20 protein-coding genes and 1 pseudogene are annotated in these 18,678 nt (G+C 61.2%); 13 read left to right on the top strand and 8 right to left on the bottom strand.

Going from position 1 to position 18,678, the window contains the following annotated elements; genetic code table 11:
* The first annotated feature begins 12 nt into the window (after nt 1–12).
* The 7 genes from NKJ84_RS01585 (at nt 13) to NKJ84_RS01555 (ending at nt 6,694) form a co-directional block, all read left to right on the top strand.
* Nucleotides 13–2,352 (top strand): phage/plasmid primase, P4 family, encoded by a 2,340-nt coding sequence (locus tag NKJ84_RS01585; RefSeq protein WP_352505056.1) that lies wholly within the window; start codon nt 13–15, stop codon nt 2,350–2,352.
* 327 nt (nt 2,353–2,679) lie between these two features.
* A complete protein-coding gene (locus NKJ84_RS01580; RefSeq protein WP_352449269.1) occupies nt 2,680–3,075 on the top strand; it encodes a hypothetical protein in 396 nt (131 codons plus the stop codon).
* The gene (locus NKJ84_RS01575; RefSeq protein ID WP_352505055.1) at nt 3,072–4,514 is read left to right on the top strand and encodes a terminase large subunit domain-containing protein; all 1,443 of its coding nucleotides are present in this window, start codon (nt 3,072–3,074) and stop codon (nt 4,512–4,514) included. Before NKJ84_RS01580 ends, NKJ84_RS01575 begins: the two co-directional genes overlap by 4 nt.
* Before the next feature lie 9 nt (nt 4,515–4,523).
* Entirely contained in the window at nt 4,524–5,048 is a 525-nt protein-coding gene (locus NKJ84_RS01570) for a hypothetical protein (protein ID WP_352505054.1), read from the top strand.
* The gene (locus NKJ84_RS01565) at nt 5,048–5,428 is read left to right on the top strand and encodes a hypothetical protein (protein ID WP_352505053.1); all 381 of its coding nucleotides are present in this window, start codon (nt 5,048–5,050) and stop codon (nt 5,426–5,428) included. Before NKJ84_RS01570 ends, NKJ84_RS01565 begins: the two co-directional genes overlap by 1 nt.
* A gap of 12 nt (nt 5,429–5,440) precedes the next feature.
* Nucleotides 5,441–6,154: a hypothetical protein gene (locus NKJ84_RS01560; RefSeq protein WP_352505052.1), complete on the top strand. Its 714-nt coding sequence runs from the start codon at nt 5,441–5,443 to the stop codon at nt 6,152–6,154.
* Nucleotides 6,155–6,166: 12 nt separating this feature from the next.
* Nucleotides 6,167–6,694, top strand: coding sequence for a hypothetical protein (locus NKJ84_RS01555; protein ID WP_352505051.1), 528 nt, complete (start codon nt 6,167–6,169; stop codon nt 6,692–6,694).
* Between the two features lie 52 nt (nt 6,695–6,746).
* Here NKJ84_RS01555 and NKJ84_RS01550 read toward each other — a convergent pair whose 3' ends face one another.
* Together NKJ84_RS01550 and NKJ84_RS01545 are read right to left on the bottom strand one after the other, a co-directional pair.
* Nucleotides 6,747–6,923, bottom strand: a complete 177-nt coding sequence (locus NKJ84_RS01550; protein WP_352505050.1) for a hypothetical protein — start codon at nt 6,921–6,923, stop codon at nt 6,747–6,749.
* Nucleotides 6,920–7,219, bottom strand: a complete 300-nt coding sequence (locus tag NKJ84_RS01545; RefSeq protein WP_352505049.1) for a helix-turn-helix domain-containing protein — start codon at nt 7,217–7,219, stop codon at nt 6,920–6,922. The genes NKJ84_RS01550 and NKJ84_RS01545 overlap by 4 nt, the downstream gene beginning before the upstream one ends.
* A gap of 605 nt (nt 7,220–7,824) precedes the next feature.
* Between NKJ84_RS01545 and NKJ84_RS01540 the strand changes: the two genes are divergently transcribed.
* On the top strand, nt 7,825–9,087 hold the full coding sequence (locus NKJ84_RS01540) for a tyrosine-type recombinase/integrase (RefSeq protein ID WP_352505048.1): 1,263 nt from the start codon (nt 7,825–7,827) through the stop codon (nt 9,085–9,087).
* Between the two features lie 69 nt (nt 9,088–9,156).
* On the opposite strand, the gene NKJ84_RS01535 is transcribed toward NKJ84_RS01540, so the two are convergent.
* A complete protein-coding gene (locus tag NKJ84_RS01535; RefSeq protein WP_352505047.1) occupies nt 9,157–10,113 on the bottom strand; it encodes an alpha/beta fold hydrolase in 957 nt (318 codons plus the stop codon).
* Between the two features lie 205 nt (nt 10,114–10,318).
* Here NKJ84_RS01535 and NKJ84_RS01530 point away from each other — a divergent pair, with 205 nt between their 5' ends.
* Both NKJ84_RS01530 and NKJ84_RS01525 read left to right on the top strand, forming a co-directional pair.
* The gene (locus tag NKJ84_RS01530) at nt 10,319–11,311 is read left to right on the top strand and encodes a hypothetical protein (RefSeq protein WP_352505046.1); all 993 of its coding nucleotides are present in this window, start codon (nt 10,319–10,321) and stop codon (nt 11,309–11,311) included.
* Nucleotide 11,312: 1 nt separating this feature from the next.
* Nucleotides 11,313–12,788 carry an FAD-dependent oxidoreductase gene (locus NKJ84_RS01525; protein WP_352505045.1) on the top strand — a complete coding sequence of 492 codons (1,476 nt, stop codon included), beginning with the start codon at nt 11,313–11,315 and terminating at the stop codon, nt 12,786–12,788.
* 24 nt (nt 12,789–12,812) lie between these two features.
* On the opposite strand, the gene NKJ84_RS01520 is transcribed toward NKJ84_RS01525, so the two are convergent.
* Entirely contained in the window at nt 12,813–13,283 is a 471-nt protein-coding gene (locus tag NKJ84_RS01520) for a YbhB/YbcL family Raf kinase inhibitor-like protein (protein WP_352505044.1), read from the bottom strand.
* Between the two features lie 49 nt (nt 13,284–13,332).
* Nucleotides 13,333–13,770 carry a DUF2267 domain-containing protein gene (locus tag NKJ84_RS01515; RefSeq protein ID WP_352505043.1) on the bottom strand — a complete coding sequence of 146 codons (438 nt, stop codon included), beginning with the start codon at nt 13,768–13,770 and terminating at the stop codon, nt 13,333–13,335.
* Between the two features lie 240 nt (nt 13,771–14,010).
* On the opposite strand from NKJ84_RS01515, the gene NKJ84_RS01510 reads away from it, so the two are divergent.
* The 3 genes from NKJ84_RS01510 to NKJ84_RS01500 all read left to right on the top strand — a co-directional run bounded on the left by NKJ84_RS01510 (nt 14,011) and on the right by NKJ84_RS01500 (nt 16,057).
* The gene (locus NKJ84_RS01510; protein ID WP_352505042.1) at nt 14,011–14,745 is read left to right on the top strand and encodes a phosphoribosyltransferase; all 735 of its coding nucleotides are present in this window, start codon (nt 14,011–14,013) and stop codon (nt 14,743–14,745) included.
* Between the two features lie 11 nt (nt 14,746–14,756).
* A complete protein-coding gene (locus tag NKJ84_RS01505) occupies nt 14,757–15,434 on the top strand; it encodes a dienelactone hydrolase family protein (RefSeq protein WP_352505041.1) in 678 nt (225 codons plus the stop codon).
* Nucleotides 15,435–15,556: 122 nt separating this feature from the next.
* Nucleotides 15,557–16,057 (top strand): DUF6496 domain-containing protein, encoded by a 501-nt coding sequence (locus NKJ84_RS01500; protein WP_352505040.1) that lies wholly within the window; start codon nt 15,557–15,559, stop codon nt 16,055–16,057.
* A gap of 73 nt (nt 16,058–16,130) precedes the next feature.
* Here NKJ84_RS01500 and NKJ84_RS01495 read toward each other — a convergent pair.
* The 3 genes and pseudogenes from NKJ84_RS01495 to betI form a co-directional block, all read right to left on the bottom strand.
* A pseudogene (locus NKJ84_RS01495) lies at nt 16,131–16,322 on the bottom strand (aspartate aminotransferase family protein); the annotation flags it as partial.
* A gap of 27 nt (nt 16,323–16,349) precedes the next feature.
* Nucleotides 16,350–17,651: a flavin monoamine oxidase family protein gene (locus NKJ84_RS01490; protein WP_352505039.1), complete on the bottom strand. Its 1,302-nt coding sequence runs from the start codon at nt 17,649–17,651 to the stop codon at nt 16,350–16,352.
* A gap of 76 nt (nt 17,652–17,727) precedes the next feature.
* Nucleotides 17,728–18,423 (bottom strand): transcriptional regulator BetI, encoded by a 696-nt coding sequence (betI, locus tag NKJ84_RS01485; protein WP_352505153.1) that lies wholly within the window; start codon nt 18,421–18,423, stop codon nt 17,728–17,730.
* Between the last annotated feature and the right edge of the window lie 255 nt (nt 18,424–18,678).

Raw genomic sequence — 18,678 nt, 5'->3', positions numbered from 1 at the left:
TTGGGTAGGGTAATGACACAACAGCCACTTGCCGTGGATATCGACGAGGCTGAGCGCTTTCTGAATATCATCGATCCAGAGGCAACATCCTTCACCTTCCAGACAATCGACGACAGTCCAAAGAAAGACCCAAAGTTGGGGCGGGTGCTGAACGGATCGCTTCACCAGTGCGCCCCTGAATTAATCAAGCTCAACAAGCTGGGTGCCGGTGTCTTCGTTACCATCAACGAGACGAATGGCGAGGGGCGCAAAACGGAAGACATCATCCGTGTCCGCGCTGTCTTTGTCGATCTGGATGGCGCGCCACTTGACCCAGTGCTGAAGGATGTCTGCCCGCCGCAGGTGGTGGTAACGACATCCGAGGGCAAATGGCACGCGTACTGGTGCGTCGAGGGAATGGAGCTTGACGAGTTCCCTGCCGCCCAGCGCAAGCTCATCGCAAAGTTTGATGGTGACGAGGTGGTGAAGGATTTGCCCCGCGTCATGCGTCTGCCTGGCTTCTACCACCAGAAAGGCGAGCCACAGCTTGTCCGCATCTACAAGACATGGCTTGTCGAGACATACCCAGCAAGGCAGTTCAGGGGCGATCCGCCTGCCGCAGCCATCCCGCAAGTTGTGGACGCGGCGGACGATGATAATGGCGCGGCCATGCAGCTGGTGGAGAGTGAGTGCGCCAAGGTGGCGGCAACGCCAGACGGCAGCCACAAGCGCAACGACAACTTGAACAAAGCTGCCTTCACGATAGGTGGGCTAGTCGCCAACGGCTACATTGATGAAGAGGACGCTCGGAAGCGGCTTGAAGCAGCGGCGGATGAATGTGGCCTCGCTCGGAAAGAGTCGAGCAAATCAATTCAATCCGGACTGGCGGCTGGCAAGCAGCGCCCCATCACGCCCCGCTTGATCCTAGATCCGACAGACCCGATGCGCAGCGCGAGGAGCATGGTGCTTGCGCGCTACACCGACGACAAGGGGCTGCGCACGCTACAGCGCCACCGCAGCACCTTCTGGGTATGGAATGGCTCGCACTATGCAATTGCCGACGACGAGCAGATCGAGGCTGATGCGTGGGGCTTCCTCGCCGTCGCCTTTCAACCGGGCAAAGAGGGACTAGCACCGTTCAAGCCAAACTCTGCCCGCGTAGCTGATGTAACCAAGGCGCTGCGCGCCGCCGCGCGCCTACGCAACGACATTTCAGCGCCTGCATGGATGGATGCTGATCCCGACAAGCCGGCGTCAGAATTTATGGCAGTGAAGAATGGACTGCTTCACGTCCCGAGCGGCGAGATGTGGCAACCAACTGCCAGCTTCTTCAACACCAGTTCATCGGAAGTGTCGTTCAATCCCGACGCCTCCGCACCCAGCAGATGGCTGGCATTCCTGAAGCAAGTGTTTGTCGACGATCAGGAGGCGATAGACGCGCTGCAGGAGTGGTTTGGCTATACGCTTCTGCCTGACACATCGCAGCAGAAAATACTCCTCATCGTAGGACCACGCCGCTCGGGCAAAGGCACTATTGCCCGCGTGCTGACGCAACTGCTGGGACGCGACTCGGTCGCCGGCCCGACTGCATCGGGGCTTGGCGATACATTCGGGCTTGAATCGCTCATACCAAAGCCCCTCGCCATCGTGCCTGACATGCGGATTGGCGCAAGGACGGACAAGTCCACAGTGGCGGAGCGACTGCTGTCCATCTCCGGCGAGGACACGCTTACCGTCAATCGCAAGTTCAAGGACGCGTGGATTGGACGACTGAATACCCGCATCATGATCCTGACAAATGAGGTGCCCGCGTTCTCCGATGGTGCAGGCGCCCTCGCCAGCCGCTTCCTTGTGCTGATGATGGAGGTGAGCTTCCTCGGCGAAGAGGACAGAGGGCTGTTCGACAAGCTCAAGACTGAAATGGCTGGCATCCTGAATTGGGCGATGGAGGGCTATGAGCGTCTGCGAAAGCGTGGGCACTTCATCCAGCCGTCACGCAGCGAGGCGGTGGTGGACGAGATGGAGATGCTTGCGTCCCCTGCCCGCGCCTTCGTGAAGGATTGCTGTGAGGTTGGTCCGGGGTTTGAAGTCACCATCGACGACTTGTTCGACGAGTGGGAGGCGTGGTGCCAGCGCTCCAATATCGACAGGGCAGGCACAAAGAAGTGGTTTGGACGCAATCTGCGCACAGCAGTTCCCGGACTGGGCAGTGGCGACACTGGCACGGGCAATGAACGCACTACCATCTACAAGGGACTGAGACTGACAGATGCTGTCGTGGAACGGCGGCACAGTGCCCAGCAGGCGCGATTAAATCGGGACGCGGTTGACAGTGGGAGGGACCCTTTCCACCCAGATGGCTATGGGCGGTGACGGTACACACCTCACAAACCGGGACATTTACACACCCCGTTGCGGCTTGCGCTTTTTCCCAGTGCAAAATTTCCCACTCTAGGATCGGTAAATGTTGGGTGTTGTGCGGTGAGATGAAAATCTGGTCACCTCGCGCTTTTTATTGCAGCACTGGGCTTGATGCAGCTGGGCTAAAAGCTCTTGCTCGACCTACAGTTTTTGTATCCGTAGTACACATGTAAGCGATTCAAACTATTGCGGAAAAAGGTTCATGTTGCGTCGATGTTACAGCGCGCCCTAAGCATTGCACTACTTCAATCCACAGGCAAACTACACGGCAGATGCATAGTGGGCACACCCTATCCAGTCCCTAAGAAGACAAAAGGCAAAAGCGGCGTCGCAAACGGCAGCGCCCTGTTGCCTGGGGTCGATGGCCGGACGGCATGGTCCAAGCGCCTGTATGACGTCATCGCGCAGCACGTGGCTGATCTGGGCGGCCCCGACGCTATCGCCCAGAGCCAGTACATTATCATCAAGAGTGCCGCGCACATTGCCCTCGCACTGGAACAGATGGAAGTGCAGTTCGCCAACGAGGGCACGGTCAACACTGATGACCTCATGAAGTACCAGACCAGCGCCAACTCGCTCCGCCGCCTACTGGAGTCGCTGGGCCTGAAGCGAGCAGCCAAGCCGCCCAAGACCATCGAAGACCACTTGGCGTCCAAGCGGCAGGGCGCAGCATGAAGCCTCTCATCTCCATGCGCGAAGCCCTTGCCGACCCGGACCTGTTCGGGACCATCCTCGAAGGCGACAGCTGGCAGGCATGGCGGATGCTCCTGATCGCCTTGATGGGCGAACCGCTCACGGACGAAGAACGATCACTCTTCACGCAGCTGACGAAGCGCCACCACGAACCGCTGTCCCCTGTCGAGGAGTTCTGGGGCATCGTCGGACGCCGTGGCGGCAAGACGAGGGCGATGAGCGTCCTGAGCACCTACCTAGCCGGACTCTGTGACTGGAGCGACAAGCTGGTTCCCGGTGAAACCGGCAAGCTCCTGTACATGGCCTATAACGCCAAACAGGCCGGCATCGCTTTCGGCTATGCGCGGTCGACCTTCACCGACCTACCCCTGTTCCGGGAGATGGTGGAGAACGTCAGCGCCGATGTCATCAAGCTCAAGACCGGCATTGAACTGGAAGTGCGCGCCGCGTCGTGGCGCGGGCTGCGCGGCGTCACCAGTATCGGCGCAATCTTCGACGAACTGGCATTCTTCCAGTCCGAGGAAAATAGCGCGAACACCGATACGGAAATCTTGAATGCGGTGCGCCCTTCGCTCGCGACGACATCTGGGCCGCTGATTGCGATTAGCTCGCCGCACGCAAAGTCGGGTGAAGTGTTCCAAGCGGTTGAGCGCGACTTCGGTCCAAACGGTGATCCCCTTATCCTGGTCGCGAGGGGCGCGAGCCGCACCTTCAATCCATCATTGGCGCAGCGTGTCGTTGATCGCGCACTGGAAAAGGATGAAGCCAAAGCGCGCGCCGAATATTTGGGCGAATTCAGGAATGATCTTGAGGCCTTTGTGAGCCTTGAAACTGTGCAGGCCTGCGTAGTTGCGGCACTGGCGGTCATCCTGCCCAACGCCCTGCGGCAACCTTACAGGGCATTCTGTGACCCGAGCGGCGGGTCAAGTGACAGCTTCACGCTCGCAATCGGTCATGACGGCTTAGACGACCAGCAGCTGGGCAAGGATCTGATAGTTTTGGATCGGCTTGAGGAAGCGAAGCCGCCGTTTAAGCCTGAAGAAGTTGTCGCCAAGTTTTCGGCTATCCTGAAATCCTACGGCTGCGACAGCGTCTATGGCGATGCTTACGGTGGTGAATGGGTGACGGCTGCCTTTGAGCGGCATGGCATCCGATACCTGCGGTCGCCAATGACCAAGACCGAACTATTCCTCAACTTCCTGCCGATGTTGAACAGCCACAGCATTCAATTGCTGGACCACGGGAAGATGGTCGCGCAGCTCGTTGGTCTTCAGCGCCGCGTGACCAGCGCGGGGCGTGAGACAATCGATCACAAAGCCGAAGCGCATGACGACGTGGCGAACGCCGTCGCTGGGTGCCTGGCAGTGATCGCACAGGCTCGGCGTCAGACGAAAACCACCACCATAGCAATTCCGATGTGAGAACAGAACATGCGCAGCGGCGACATCATAACATCAAGGCGTAAGCACAAATGGATCATCGGCTATGCGGTCGAGGAAGGCGCCTACGAACGCGCTCTCGGCAAGGGCCGTCACTTTTTCCTGATTCGCGCTATTGACTGGAATGGCACGCCCAACTTGCTGTTCACACTGCGTCCCCAATCCGACATCCGGAAGGGTTGGCAGCGCAACGACTTTGAAGTGGGTTACACGTCAGCTGGGTACCTGAATGGTTCGGTGTCGCTTGTGAAACAGGACACGCTCCATTTCGCGGTGCCCGCTACGGCAGAAGTTCACCCCTTCATGGAGACGCATGACGGCAAGATGCTGGTCAAAGCGTCGGGCTTCAACGACCTGTTCGTCGCGGTGCAATATGATAGCGACAGCGGCGGCTCAGACCACCTCATTTTGTGGCGTTGGCAATTCGCGTTGTTGGTGCAGCGTGACCGCGCCGGCTTGCCGCCCATCGATTTTTCGCAAGCGCAGGGCCGCATAGCGCGCGCGGAGGAAATCTGATGACCGTAGCGGTCGGCGACATCGTTGCCCTGTCCGTAGCAGGATCAGGACAGCTTCGCTGGGTCGTGAGCGGGTTTCTCAGCAACCCGAGCGGGAGACGTGAGGCAAAGTTGGTCCGCAAAAACATGTACGGAACATACAGCAGCTACCAGCGGAACACGGAAGGGCTAATCCCGATAGAAACACCTGTTTTCAATTCGGGCGACAAAGTGTGGGTCGATGGAAATCGCGGCGAGTACATGAGTCGTGATGGCGACATTGCGAGGGTCATGCTGGCAGTGCGCAGACGGCAGTTTACCGGCGTCGGGTTCATCGAGATCAGGCCGGCCATTGCGACGGTCAGCTACCACTTGCTCGTAGTCGAAAATAGAAAAGTGTGAAGGAGAAAATCCATGGCAGTCAATGCACCTGTGTCAGTCGATGAAAGGCTGATCGAACAGTTTCACGCTGTCGATCCTGTCAGCCGCGAAAAGGTCGAGGACGACGATCTGGATGACCTCGCCAACTCGATCAAAGCGGCTCGCGAGGCGGCGCAACGCATCGTAAAGTTCGCTGACGTGACAATGCGCGACAGAACGCAGGTGCCTGAAGTCGGGCTTCTGCAAGTTCGAAACCACGCGCTGTCGTCGTCCGCCGCCGTGGCAACGAAACTCGATGCCGCCCGGGCGAGAATCGCTGGCGGACTGGAACAGTTCGAGAAGGACACAGCGGCTCCGGCGTTGTCGCCGGTCAGTGCATCCGTTGAAGCTGAGTTCCGCGCCGCATTCAAGACGATGACGGAGGCCCAGCGCAAGGCGGCTATCAACGACGCGTTCAAGACGCAGAACAAGACAGTGCTGGGTGCCGTTCTGCGCTGGCCGCCCTATCTCTCGGGCCTGACGCCCGGCTACATGGGAATTGTGCGGCATCGTTACCGGAGCCAGTTCTTCGCTGCCCAGTATGAGCGGTCACGTCGCCTGAAAAAGGCGCTGGCACTGGCTGAGGCGCAGGGCGATGCATTCGTTGGCTTCGTCGAACGCGTCGCGAACTCGCCAGCCATTACGCTCGCTGAAGCCGCGATGAAGGCGCGTGAGGAACTGCAAGCCCTCTACCGGGACGCGGCATAAGGGAGAACGACCATGGCAAAGCCGTACGTGGACGAACATGGCATGTTCAGCATGCCAGTGTTGGTCAACTCGATGGACGACGTGCCCGACGACTTCAAGGAAGCTTATCGCGTCCACCCCAAGTACCCAGACCGCTTCATCCTGAACGACGAAGGGCGCGAGCTGAAGGCATGGTATGAGGGGGAAAGGGATCGCCTTTCAACCGAGATCGAACGCCTGTCCGCCGGGCATGCGAAAGCCAAGCGGGATAGGGAGACGGTAGAGCGCTCGCTCGCCGCTGAAATTGCCAAAGCAGGTATCAAGCCGGGGCTACAGGAAGGTGTGGCAGCACTGCTCCAGCAGCGGAACAAGTTTGTGGTGCAGGCGTCAGACGACGGCAGCGGCGCGGTCGTGATAGCTACGTCAGCCTACGGTGGGTTCCCGGTGGAGAGGGTCGTCGCTAGCTTTCTGGAATCCGATGATGGGGTGGGCTACCGGCAGAAGCGCAGCGCGCCAACGGCGGGCAAGTTCACCCAGAGGATCAACAGGCTGCGCGGCTGACATCAGCAACGGGGGCGCGGAGCTGTCGCCCAGCGCCCCATCGTTACCCGAGTCAGTTGGCTTCGGCGATGATCAGCACATAGGGTTCGAAGGCGTTGGCTTCCTGAAAGACAACCTGGGCCTCAGCCACGGAATGCGACCGCCACTTACTTCCCATGCGGACTTCAATGTCGGCGCCGTTCACGTCGCGAATGGCGGTCAGCGCTTCAATGAGTTGCTGAATCGTCATTCCTTCCCCTCCGACGGGGCAGCGCTGCCGCTCGCTCCCTTGCCAAAGGCGGCTGCTTTGGCCTTTCCGCGCTTTGGCGCAGTAACGCTGTAGCACATCACGCCGTCCTTGAGGGCACCGGCAATTTCAACGCCGGCGCGCTTCAAATCGCCGATCAGCGAATAGGCGGCCTGCTTGCTAATCGAAAGTGCGTCGGCAATTTCTGCGACGCTGACGGCGCCGGCAGTCAGCATTTCCTGCACGCGGGATTTCTTCGTCTGCGGCTTGTCGGTCGCTACGTCTTTGCTCTTGGGCATGTGATGTCTCCTGTCTGGCACGTCCTTGTTGGACGAAAAGCAGACTAGGACAACATTCCTAGTTGGTAGAGCGACTGGTAGTTGTCATCGGACGTTTTCATAGCCGAGCCGGCGCCTTCGACTGTGTGCAGCTAAAGACGCCAGCCCGGTCCGGGTTTCTAGTTTCTGATGAGTCGGATTATTTGCTGGGCTAATGGCGACAGACTGTAGACGTTGGCGGCAATACCAAGCATCGTCAACCCGACGGTAAGCCAGCGCCTTGACATCGTCATGACGTTAACTCCGATATCGATTTGTTCGTTGAAACGGTTTCGATTTGGGTGATGACGGGCGGGGCTTGCTTCCGCACATCTGCGTTGACGAATCGCTTTTTAGAGCCTGCTTACGTCAATTATCAATCTAGCAGTCTGACACAAAAACAGCAAGCAAAATGCGGCGCCTACAGTGCAAGGCGCGCTGCCCACACACTTGGGGCGATCCGCATGCTTGTCGCGCTACAGGGCCCGGCTTTGGCCGGCGTCCCATTATTAACCGCGTTAGACCCGCCTCGTTGCTGACCAACGGATTTTCTGCAACATTGTTGCTCCAGACAGGAGCACAGAGACATGAGTATTCGTAAGCGCACATGGACCACCAAGAAAGGGACGTCCGAAGCCTATCTCGTTGATTACACCGACCAGACCGGCCACCGGCAGGTTCGACAATTTACGCGCCGCAAGGACGCTGTGGCGTTTCGGGACCAGACGGGGGTGGAGGTACGAAACAACTCACACGTCCCGCTGTCCGCTGACATCACCGTAGAAAAAGCGGGAGAGTATTGGCTCAAGCGAGCGAGGGACGATCTGGAGACAAAAACGGCGGATCAATACGAGCAGCACCTCCGCCTCCATATCGTGCCGTTCATCGGCAAAGAAAAAATCTCGTGCATCGGTATTCCAGAAGTGCGCAAGTTCATGGACAAGCTGAAGGAGGCAGGCCGTTCGGGCGCGATGGTCAAGTCCGTCCGCACAAGCCTAAGCGGGATCATTTCCGAGGCCCAGGAACGCGGCCATTCCGTGCGCAATGCGGTGCGTGAAATGTCACAGCGCCGCAAGGGCAAGGAGGCGCGGCACGCTGCACGCCGAAAGGCCAAGCTTAAGATCGGTGTTGATATCCCGAGCCCAGCGGAAGTCCAAAGCATACTGGTGGAACTCAGCAAGCCTAATGCCGCCTACCGGGAATTGATCATCACCGCCATTTTCACGGGTATGCGAGCGAGCGAGTTGCGGGGCCTGCGCTGGACTGATGTCGATCTCAAGCACAAGAAGATCCACGTCACGCAACGCGCCGACGCCAACAACGAGATTGGCCGACCAAAGTCCGAAGCCGGCGAGCGGACTATCCCTATGTTTGACTACGTCGCCAACACATTGACCCATTGGAAAACGCGCTGCCCGAAGGGCGAGCTTGGCCTTGTCTTTCCAACACAGAACGGCACCGTGCAGCGCCATGAGAACATTGTACGCCGCGGCCTTTGTGCGCCGCAGATCGCTGCCGGCCTCACAAAGCAGAAGGTGCTACGGACAAAGGGGCGCAAGCCGGTGCTGGATAAGGACGGCAAGCAGCAATTCATCACGGTCGCGAAGTACGAGGGATTGCACGCGTTGCGGCACTTCTTCGCCAGCTGGTCCATCAATTCCAAGTCGCGCGACGGAAGGGGCATGAACCCGAAGGAGGTGCAGGACGTGCTGGGCCATTCCACTCTCGCCCTGACAATGGACACCTATGGCCACCTGTTTCCCGCCACGGACGACGCAGCGGCTATGGCAGCAGCGGAAGCTGCGCTGCTTGGCCCCCTATCTGCAACAAAAGTGCAACAAATCAGCTAGAGCCCGCGCAAACGCTGGGGTTCCTACATCTTCCTAATCTGTAGGTCACAGGTTCGATCCCTGTCGGGATCACCACGTGTTCAAGAGGTTACCTGACGGTTGCGTCGGTGCTCGGCTGTGAACGCGTGCGAGGAAGTCGCGCACCAACGCAAGCGCCTCATCGAAATGGGTTTCCAGTAGCCAGTGGGCGGCGCCATCGAGGAGATGGAGCTCTGCTTGCGGCAAGTCGCGCTTGTAGGCGCGGGCCGATGCGGCCGGCATGTAGCCATCCTCAGGACCCCAGACGATCAGTGTCGGTGGTTGCCGTTCGCGCAGATAAGCCTGGTATTTCGGGAACCAGTTAAGATTCGCCTCCAGCTTCTCCATCAGGCCGACCGCGAGCCGCCGACGGGGCGGCGTGTCCATCAGAGGCCAATGGAGTTTCCACAGATCCGGTGGCACGCGCTCGGCCACGACCTCGCCAACCTCACCGATGAACTCGTGCCGGAAGCCCTCCTCGCTCACCGCTTCTTCCAGCGGGCGATGCTTGTCGGGCGTCTTGTCGTTCCAATACGCCTTGATGGCTGCGTATTTCGGGCCAAGCACGTCTTCGTAGATGTCGCCGTTCTGGATGATAAGCGCGGCAACGCGCTCCGGATAGGCGATGGCGTGGCGCAATCCGATCTGCGAGCCGTAATCGTGCAGCCAGAGCGCATAGTGGGACAGGCCGAGCGTGTCCGCGAAAGCCGCCAAAAACCCGGCATAGGTCTCGAAATCGTAGCCGAATGCAGCCATGTCGGGCGTAGCGCTATAGCCGAAGCCAGGAAAGTCCGGGGCGAACGTGTGCCAGTGATCAGCCAGTCCGGGCATCAGCCTTCGAAACTGATAGGAGGAACAGGGATAGCCGTGCGGCAGCAGAAGCACGGGAGCGTCGGCCGGCCCTTCCTCGCGAAAGAAGACAGTAATTCCGTCAACTCTGATTTGGCGGTGTCGCAACTTTGCCTCCTCGATTGAAAGGCTCCGAAAATGACTGGTAACCTCCCGCATCCCGTTGTGAGCGCCTGGACCCGAAACTCATGATCGGGTCGAGGGTTCCCGGTCGCGGCCGGTGGAAGCGACCAAGGAACCCCGCCGCCGATCAGATCGTTTGGCGATATCTGGCCAGATCAACCTGAGGCAGATATGCCGCATGCTCGCAATCGCATGGAGCCGAACATCGGCAAAGTCTGCCGTGGATTCGGGGCTTGGCGCAATGCTGCGTGACGTCGATTATGTCCTGCAAAAACTCGACTGGATGCGCGCCGAAGGCATCTGGCCCAACGGCTTGCGATATCTGTGGACCGATGCATTCGGGGTCGTGCTCTACGTCTCGCTTTATGCGGAACTTGGCGAAGAGCGCTGGCTGGACGAGGCCGAGCGGCTGGTGGTGGATGTCGAGCGTGTGCTCGGCCGCCGGCGCGGATTGAGGATCGGCGAAGCGGCCGATCGCGACGGCCAGTATTTCCACTATCTGGCGATGTGGCTGTTTGCCCTGGCGCGTCTCGGCGATCTGAAGCCGGAATACCGCGAACGCGGCATTGCGCTGGCGCGGGACATTCACCCGGCGTTTGTGGTCCCCGGCCGCGGCGTGATCTGGAAGATGCAGGAGGATTTGAGCGGTCCTTACCCCGGCTACGGCCTCGGCAGCATGGATGCCTATGACGGCTACGTCTCTTATCGCATGCTCGACGAAGAGGAACTGGCGCCCGAGATCGCGCAGATGCGTGACCTGATGGAGCGCGATTGGCGCACACTCGACGTCGACCAGGACCTCGGCCTCGGCATGATGCTGTGGCTCGCCCATTTCTTTCCCGACGAGCCGTGGGCCGAGGCCCAGACGAGGCGTTCGCTACGAACCCTGGAAACGATGTGGGTCGACCCGCCCGGTTATTTCAGCCGCGCGCCATGGCTGCGCGATACCAAGTTCGCCTTCACCAATTACGGCGTATCGCTCGGCCTGCAAGCCGCCGGCATCTGGCCGGGGCGTGTCGATAGGCTGAATGCCTTCTTCGAGGACTGGCGCTCCGGCGACGAATACGACCGCGAGGCGATCACCTGGGTGATGGCCTGCACCTCGCGCCTTCCCGGTGCTTTTCTGACCCGGGGTGGCGGGACAATGACTGAAAGAAGCAACCAAGCTCGGGAACGTTCCCCTGCTGGCGCGGTTGTCGATGGAAGTGCATCGAGACGCAAGGAGCGCGGTTGAAATGGCCATTCTCTTGGGAAAACCGGGAAGCTGTTGGGCAGCGGCAGCCAGATCCACGAACTATCCCCAGCTCGAAGGTTCGATCCGTGCGGACGCCGTTGTCGTGGGTGCTGGAATTGTCGGGCTGACGACGGCGCTTCGCCTTTGCGAGGCAGGCCGGTCGGTGGTCGTCGTTGAAGGCCTGCGCACGGGCGGCCAGGTGACCGGCCGCTCGACGGCCAAGATCACCACGCAGCATGCACTGATCTATCGTCATCTCATCGACACTGTCGGCCGGGAGTTGGCCCAGGTCTACGCCGATGCGAATTCCGCCGGCGCCCGACAGATCCGCGATTGGGTTCGCGAGTACGCCATCGCCTGCGATCTCGAGAGCAAGGACGCCTACACCTACACCTGCGATGAAAGCCGGCGCGCGGAGGTCGCGGCCGAGGCGGAGGCCGCCCGCCAGGTCGGGCTGGAGGCCGAGATCCTCGACCACGCGCCGCTGCCTTTCGAAACGGCCGCCGCGCTACGGTTTTCTGACCAGGCGCAGTTCAATCCGGCGATGTATCTGGTTGGCCTGGCGGAAGCGGTGACGGCCCATGGTGGTCGGATCTTCGAAAACAGCCGCGCCACGTCGATCGACGAGGCAAGCCGCTGGCGCATCGTCACCGATGGCGGCGCCGTTGATGCCGGGCATGTCGTCGTCGCCACCAACATGACGGTGAAGAGCCCCATCGGCATGGCGAACCGGACGCAACCGCGCTGCCACACCGCCATGGCCTTTCGGATCGACGATCCCCTCACTGTCGACGGCATGTTCATCGGCATCGACGATCCGACGCATTCCATCCGCACGGGCCACGATGCCGAAGGGCCGCTGCTGGTCGCGCTCGGCCCCAAGTTCAACACCGGCTGGGACGGCGACGTGGCCAAACGGTTTGTCGAACTGGAAAAATGGGCAAGAAAGAACCTTTCGGTCGGCGACGTCGCGTGGCGCTGGTGCAATGAGGATTATGATACGGCCGACAGGATTCCATATGCCGGCGAGCCCGATCCCGCCAAGGCAGCCGGCTTCCACATTGCCACCGGCTTCAACGCCTGGGGCATCACCAACGGGACGGCCGTGGGCACGATGATCGCCGACCTGATCTGCGGCCGCCCGAGCCCATGGCAAAAACTCTACGATCCGGCCCGGGCCTATCCTGAGGACTTCCACAAGAACGGCCGCAGTCAATCGATCGTCTCGACCACCCACGACATTGCGCCTGGTATGGGGGGCGTGATCGTCAGGGGAGACGAAAAGATTGCGGCGTGGAGAGACACCGAAGGTGCACTCCAGGCGGTTTCGGCGACTTGCACCCACAAGGGCTGCACCGTAACCTGGAACACTGCGGACCACACCTGGGATTGTCCCTGCCACGGCTCGATCTTCGCGGCCGATGGTTCGGTCATCCACGGCCCTGCCCGAAAACCGCTTGCCCAGATTACGTTGTGAAGGCGGCGACCGACGCCGCCCGCGTCACGCCGGCCGTTCGTAGGTTCCGACCAACTCCGTCTCCTCCAATGCGTGTTTCTGGGCTTGCTTCCAGACCTGATGCACGCCCGCCTGTCCCGGTACGCTGAGGCTCGGCACATCAAGCGCGGCCAGCCGGAAATGGTAATGATGGACGCCATGGCCTACGGGCGGCTGCGGGCCATCGTAATAGGCATTGCCGAAATCGTTGGTGCCTTGCCTGAGTGCCGACGGACCGGGCTTGCCGTCTGCTGCCTCGGCGAGTTCACCGGCATCGGGTGGGATGTTGAATACCGCCCAATGCCCGAAAGTCCCGCTTGGCGCATCGGGATCCAGCACGACAAGAACAAGGCTCTTGGCACCATCCGGAACACCGGACCACTTCAGTGGCGGCGAGACGTTCTGGCCGTCACGCGTATACCTTTCGGGAATTTTTCCGCCTGCCGGGAACGCCGGGCTGATAAGGGTGAGTGGCATTGCTGTTTCCCCAAGAAGATTGCGACCAAGAAACCCGCGCCGGCGCCGTTCACGCCGCTTGCTGAGCTTCGGCGACGCGTCTGATCTCTCCTGGCAGGGATTCCCAGACCTTGTGCATCTGTCCTTCTCCGACATGATGGGCAAGCACCTTGGACACGGCCCTGAATGCATCCTTGGAATCGACCGGACGGGTGAATTCAAGCTCCGCCTTGATCTTGGCCAGAAACTCGTCGAGCGACCGCACCTTCTCGGGAGCCTTGGAAGGCTGATATTGGTCATAGAAGGCGCCACGCACCAGAATCGGCAGCTGCGAGCCGAGGTGGGCTGCAAGATCCGGCTGCATACGGTCGCGCAGGGCGTGCAGCACCGCTCCGAGAACGTGCCAGGCGACCTGCCGATCCGGTCCGATCTCGTCCATGATCTCGTCGAGCCAGATGTTCGTGGTCTGCAGTGTCTTGTCGAATACGTCGAGTCCGGTGGCGTTCATCGAATCCTCCTTCCGTTCAAATCCGATTACGGCGGATGTGACCAAACAGTCCTACCTGCCGGTTGTTCCCCGATGCGCATTCCGCGGTTTTTCGGACCGCCTTTCCCGGCCGGCGTGCGGAACATCCTCATGGGCGGACGAGTTTTATTTGCTGTCGCCGATCAGCCATCCCACGGGATGTAGCCGCAGGTTGGTTAAAGCACATCCACCGGGAAAACAGATGCACGCGGATTGAAGGTCATGGCCGTCATATTTTCAGATCGCCGCGAGGCCGGGCGGCAACTCGCCGGGGAGCTCGTTCGCTTTGCCGGCCGCGACGACGTGATCGTATTGGCGCTGCCCCGAGGCGGCGTGCCGGTCGGCTACGAGGTCGCGCAGGCACTCAAGGCACCGCTCGACGTCTTCGTCGTGCGCAAGCTCGGCGTCCCCGGCCACGAGGAACTGGCCATGGGGGCGATCGCGCCCTCCGGCGTACGTGTCCTGAACGACGAAATCGTCAGCGGTCTCGCGATCCCGCCATATGTCATCGACGCGGTCGCTGCAAAGGAGGAAAAAGAGCTTCTGCGCCGCGAGCACCTCTATAGGGCCGGGCGACCCCCACCGCAGTTGAATGGACGGACCATTATCCTCGTGGATGACGGGCTTGCGACCGGATCGACCATGCGGGCCGGAATCAAGGCGCTGCGAAAAAACCACGCCGCCCGTATCGTCGCGGCCGTTCCCGTCGGTAGCCCCGACACTTGCGACGCGATGCGGGCGGACGCCGACGAGGTCGTTTGCGCGACGACACCAGAGCCGTTGCTCGGTGTCGGGCGCTGGTACGTGGATTTCTCGCAGACGAGCGATGAAGAGGTCCGCGCGCTGGTCGCCAGGTCCGTGCCCAAGCCTGCAGCTTCCGACAAGCCTGCCGCTTCCGAAGAGGAGTTGGCTGGGCACGCGGGCGCGGGTCCGGCGCGCGGCACTAGATCGCCATAGCGGAGGTGGATATGGACCGGCATAGCGAGCACGTCGTTCATGTTCCCGCGGGGCCTGTCACGCTTGAGGGCAATCTTTCGTTGCCCCCGGATGCTCGCGGCCTCGTGCTCTTCGCCCATGGCAGCGGAAGCAGCCGCCACAGCCCGCGCAACCGCTACGTGGCCGCAAGGCTGAACGAGGCGAACCTCGCCACCTTCCTCGTCGACCTGTTGACGGCCGAAGAGGAGCGGATCGACCAGGTCACGGCCGAGTTGCGCTTCAATATCGGACTGCTCGCCGATCGGCTGGTCGGCGTCACGGATTGGCTCGGCGCCTCGCCGGACACGTCGGGGTTGCGTCTTGGCTATTTCGGCGCGAGCACGGGCGCCGGTGCCGCCCTGGTGGCGGCGGCCGAGCGGCCCGACCAGGCCGCGGCGGTGGTTTCGCGTGGTGGCCGGCCCGATCTCGCAGCGCTCGCCCTGCCGCGCGTCCGGGCGCCGACCTTGCTCGTCGTCGGAGGCGCGGACACGCAAGTGATCGCACTCAACCGCTCGGCGCTGGTGGCGCTCCGCGGCGAGAAGGAGCTCGCCATCGTCCCTGGCGCGACACATCTGTTCGAGGAGCCCGGCGCCCTGGACGAAGTCGCGGATCTCGCTACTCAATGGTTCTTGCGCCATCTGATTTCGGACGGATCGGCGTCGACGTCTTGACAGCCGGGGCTTGGATCACCAGTCCCGGGATCATTTGCGTCCTCAACGCGTTATGATCCTCATAAGATCGTGCGCCGCTGCAACCTGAATGGCTGTCGCAACCCATATGTGGGAGAAAGACAATGCCGGAGAAGAAAACCATCGAGAAGGCCCGAAAGGATAAGCGCGAGGGCAAATCGCCGAGCACCCAGGCCGGCGAGTTCGTGCACGAGGAGATCGATAAAATCCGCCGCGGCGAGCACGGCGCGCGCTCGACCCAGCAGGCTATCGCCATCGGGCTTTCCGAGGCGAGACGCGCAGGCGTAGACCTGCCCCCGCCCAAAAAGGGCAAGGTGAAGGAGAGCACGCGCAAGAGCGCCGAATACGCCTATGAGGCCGGCCAGGGCGAACGCACGCCGAAACGCCGCCCGCGGGTCTCGAAAGCCGTCTCCAAGGTGCTCGAGCATGAGCCGAAGAGCACGGCGTCGCACGAGGCGCTCTCGCAGCAGGCCAAGCGTGCGGCCTCACGCCGGACGGCTGAGGAGCGCTCGGCCGCCGCAAAGAAGGCCGCCGAGACGAAAGGCGCCAGCGGAAGGAAGGCGGCGGCGCAGAAGGCCGCCAGAACGCGGGCACAGCACGCATAGTTCAAGACGGCAGTTCGCCTCCTGGAAACCCGATATGGCCCAAACGACCTGCGAGAACGCCAGTCATAAACGCTTATCCCCGCCAGACCCCTTCCCGGCGCAGATCGTCCATCGTGCGCGAAATGCCTTGGCGCAGGATCGACACCATGTCGTCGATCCGCTCGCGCGTGATGATCAGCGGCGGGACATGACGCATATGACGGATATCGCATATATTGATCAGCGGCCTGACCAGCAGGCCGAGCTCGTGGCAATGGGCGTCAATCCCGCTCGGCAGCTCGATCCGCCTCGCTCATGACCCCGAGGCTCTGCTGTCGATGGCCGACTGAATAATTTTTCGGGCAGCAATGCGGCCGGCGACGATGGCGCCCTCGACATAGCCTGGAAATGACGGCGACAGCTCCGACGAGGCGAAATGAATCGGCGACGCGCCGGCGCGGATAATGCGTTCGGCATCAGTTGCCGTCACATCCACGATCAGATCGCTGTAACCGCCGCCGCTCCAGCGATCCCCAGTCCAATCGCGATAACTGAGATCGATAATGCCGGCCGCCTCGATACCGAGCGCCTGTTCCAGCTTTGACGTCACCTTTGCGCGTAACGCCGCGTCGTCCAAATCCCGCCAGCGCTGCGCCAGCGGCCCGCCGATGAAGACGACAAGTGCTGCATGATCCTCGTCCCTGCTGGCATCGCAGGCAAAAAGCCCGTGCGGGTCGCGCCACATCACCATGCCGCTCAAGCCCCTGTCGCGCCAGAAAGCCGTGGGATAGCGCACCAGCATCTTGATCACCGCGCCGCTTTGCCAGACGCCGAGGGCCCTCTTCAGCACAGCCGGCAGCGGCGGCACGAAATCTACTCTCGAGGCCATCATCGGCGGTACGGCGACCAGTACCGCTCGTGCCTCGATCGCGCCGGCAGGCGAAACGACGCGAACCCCTCCCGGCCCGTGCTCAATGGCCTCGACAGCTGTATTCAGCCACAGTCGATCGCCGAGATCCCGCGCAAGATCATCCGCCAGCGAATGCATGGTTTCGCCCACGAAATACTGCAGCTCCGACACCTCGTTGGTGATGCGGCGATCATTGTCGATCAAGTACCACAGCGGCAGCCTTTCCATTGCCAGGCACCACAGGCCCTCGATCATCGACCGAAAGGCGGCCTTCGCATCGTCGGGATCGGCCTGGCGATCGAGCCATGCCGCGACCGTCAAGCCGGCAATGGTCGGGTCGTTCGGTGCGATCGCGTTCATCCGCTCGCGCATTCGCATCGCGGTGCCGTAAGTGCGCCCGGCTTGCGCCTCGCCCATTCGCGGCTGCGTGACGAATTCGCCTGCGATATGGGTCTCGACCAATGTCTTGCCGCGCGCTTGCACCAGCGCCATCAATTCCGGCATGTCTTCGCACAGGAACTGGCCGCCGCTGTCGATCCGCTCGCCGAGCCCGTTCTGCACGGCTTCGACGCGGCCGCCGACACGGTCGCGGGCTTCGAGCAGCACGACATCGATGCCGGCGTGGTTCAATTCACGCGCGGCCGACAGGCCGGTGAAGCCGGCGCCGACGATGGCTACATCGGCTCGTTCGATCTTGAACTTCATTAGCCGGCCTTGATCTTCTCGAATGTCAGGGGCCGGATCATTGTCTTCATTGCTGGTCCACCCTCTTTTTGATGGTTCACGCCGGCCTGGCACCGCGGGCTGCGGAGTTCGGATAGTGCTTGGGGAATGCCGCAGACAGGAACTCGTTCGCAGCCTGCAGCGCCGTCTCGCGTGTGGCGTCCTCGATGCCCATCATCAAATGCAGCCACAGACCATCCAGCATGGCGCTGAGCGCCAGCGCCATGACTTGCGGCTCATAGGCATAGAAGCCGTTCTGCTTGAGCGCCGCGCAAAGGTCGATGAAGATGTTCTGGTAGACGGCATCGCGTGCGCTGCTCAGCGCCTGATATTTCGGTCGCGATTTGGCCTCGCCCCAGAAGGCACACCAGGCAGCCAGCTTACGCTTGTTGCATATCGAGCGGTCGAAATCGGCCGCCACCAATGCCTGCAGCTGGCGGGCGGGATCATCGCCGGCCCTTTGCAAGGCGCTGCGCCAATGCGCCGAATACTCGTCATGCATGTATTGCAAAGTGGCGACGAGCAGCTTCTCCTTGCTCTCGAAATGGAAATTGACGATGCCGCGCGACAGGCCGGCGCCGTCGGCGACGTCGGCCATAGTCGTTTCCGAATAGCCGCGCTTGGCCAATGAATCGATAGTCGCTTCGATCAGTTGAACCTGCCTTGTCTGCTTCGACGCTTTGCGGCCGCGCTTATCGGAATCGCTTTTTCGCGCCGGTTCGAGGAGGGCTTCGCGCGCCTCTGTTGTCTTCATCGGGTAACGGTCTCCAGCATCGCCGGCTAGCCGACCGGCTTCGGCCGCGAAGATCAGTGGGACGGTGTTTGGCACTGTCAAGCACCTTCTGCATGGCTGCCCATATTCGAATGTTCTCGTCGAGACTGCACCCTTATAGAAAACGACGTCGAAGGCGCCGTCGGCGAAAGGCAACGATCCCGGCACGCGGACCAGATCAGCACCGCCGAGTCCGCCTGTAGCGGATCTTGGGTCGAGATCTACGCCAGGCGCGAG

It is taken from the genome of Mesorhizobium sp. M0048 (assembly GCF_040323405.1).
Classification (GTDB): Bacteria; Pseudomonadota; Alphaproteobacteria; order Rhizobiales; family Rhizobiaceae; genus Mesorhizobium.
This window is presented reverse-complemented; position numbering and strand designations above follow the sequence as displayed.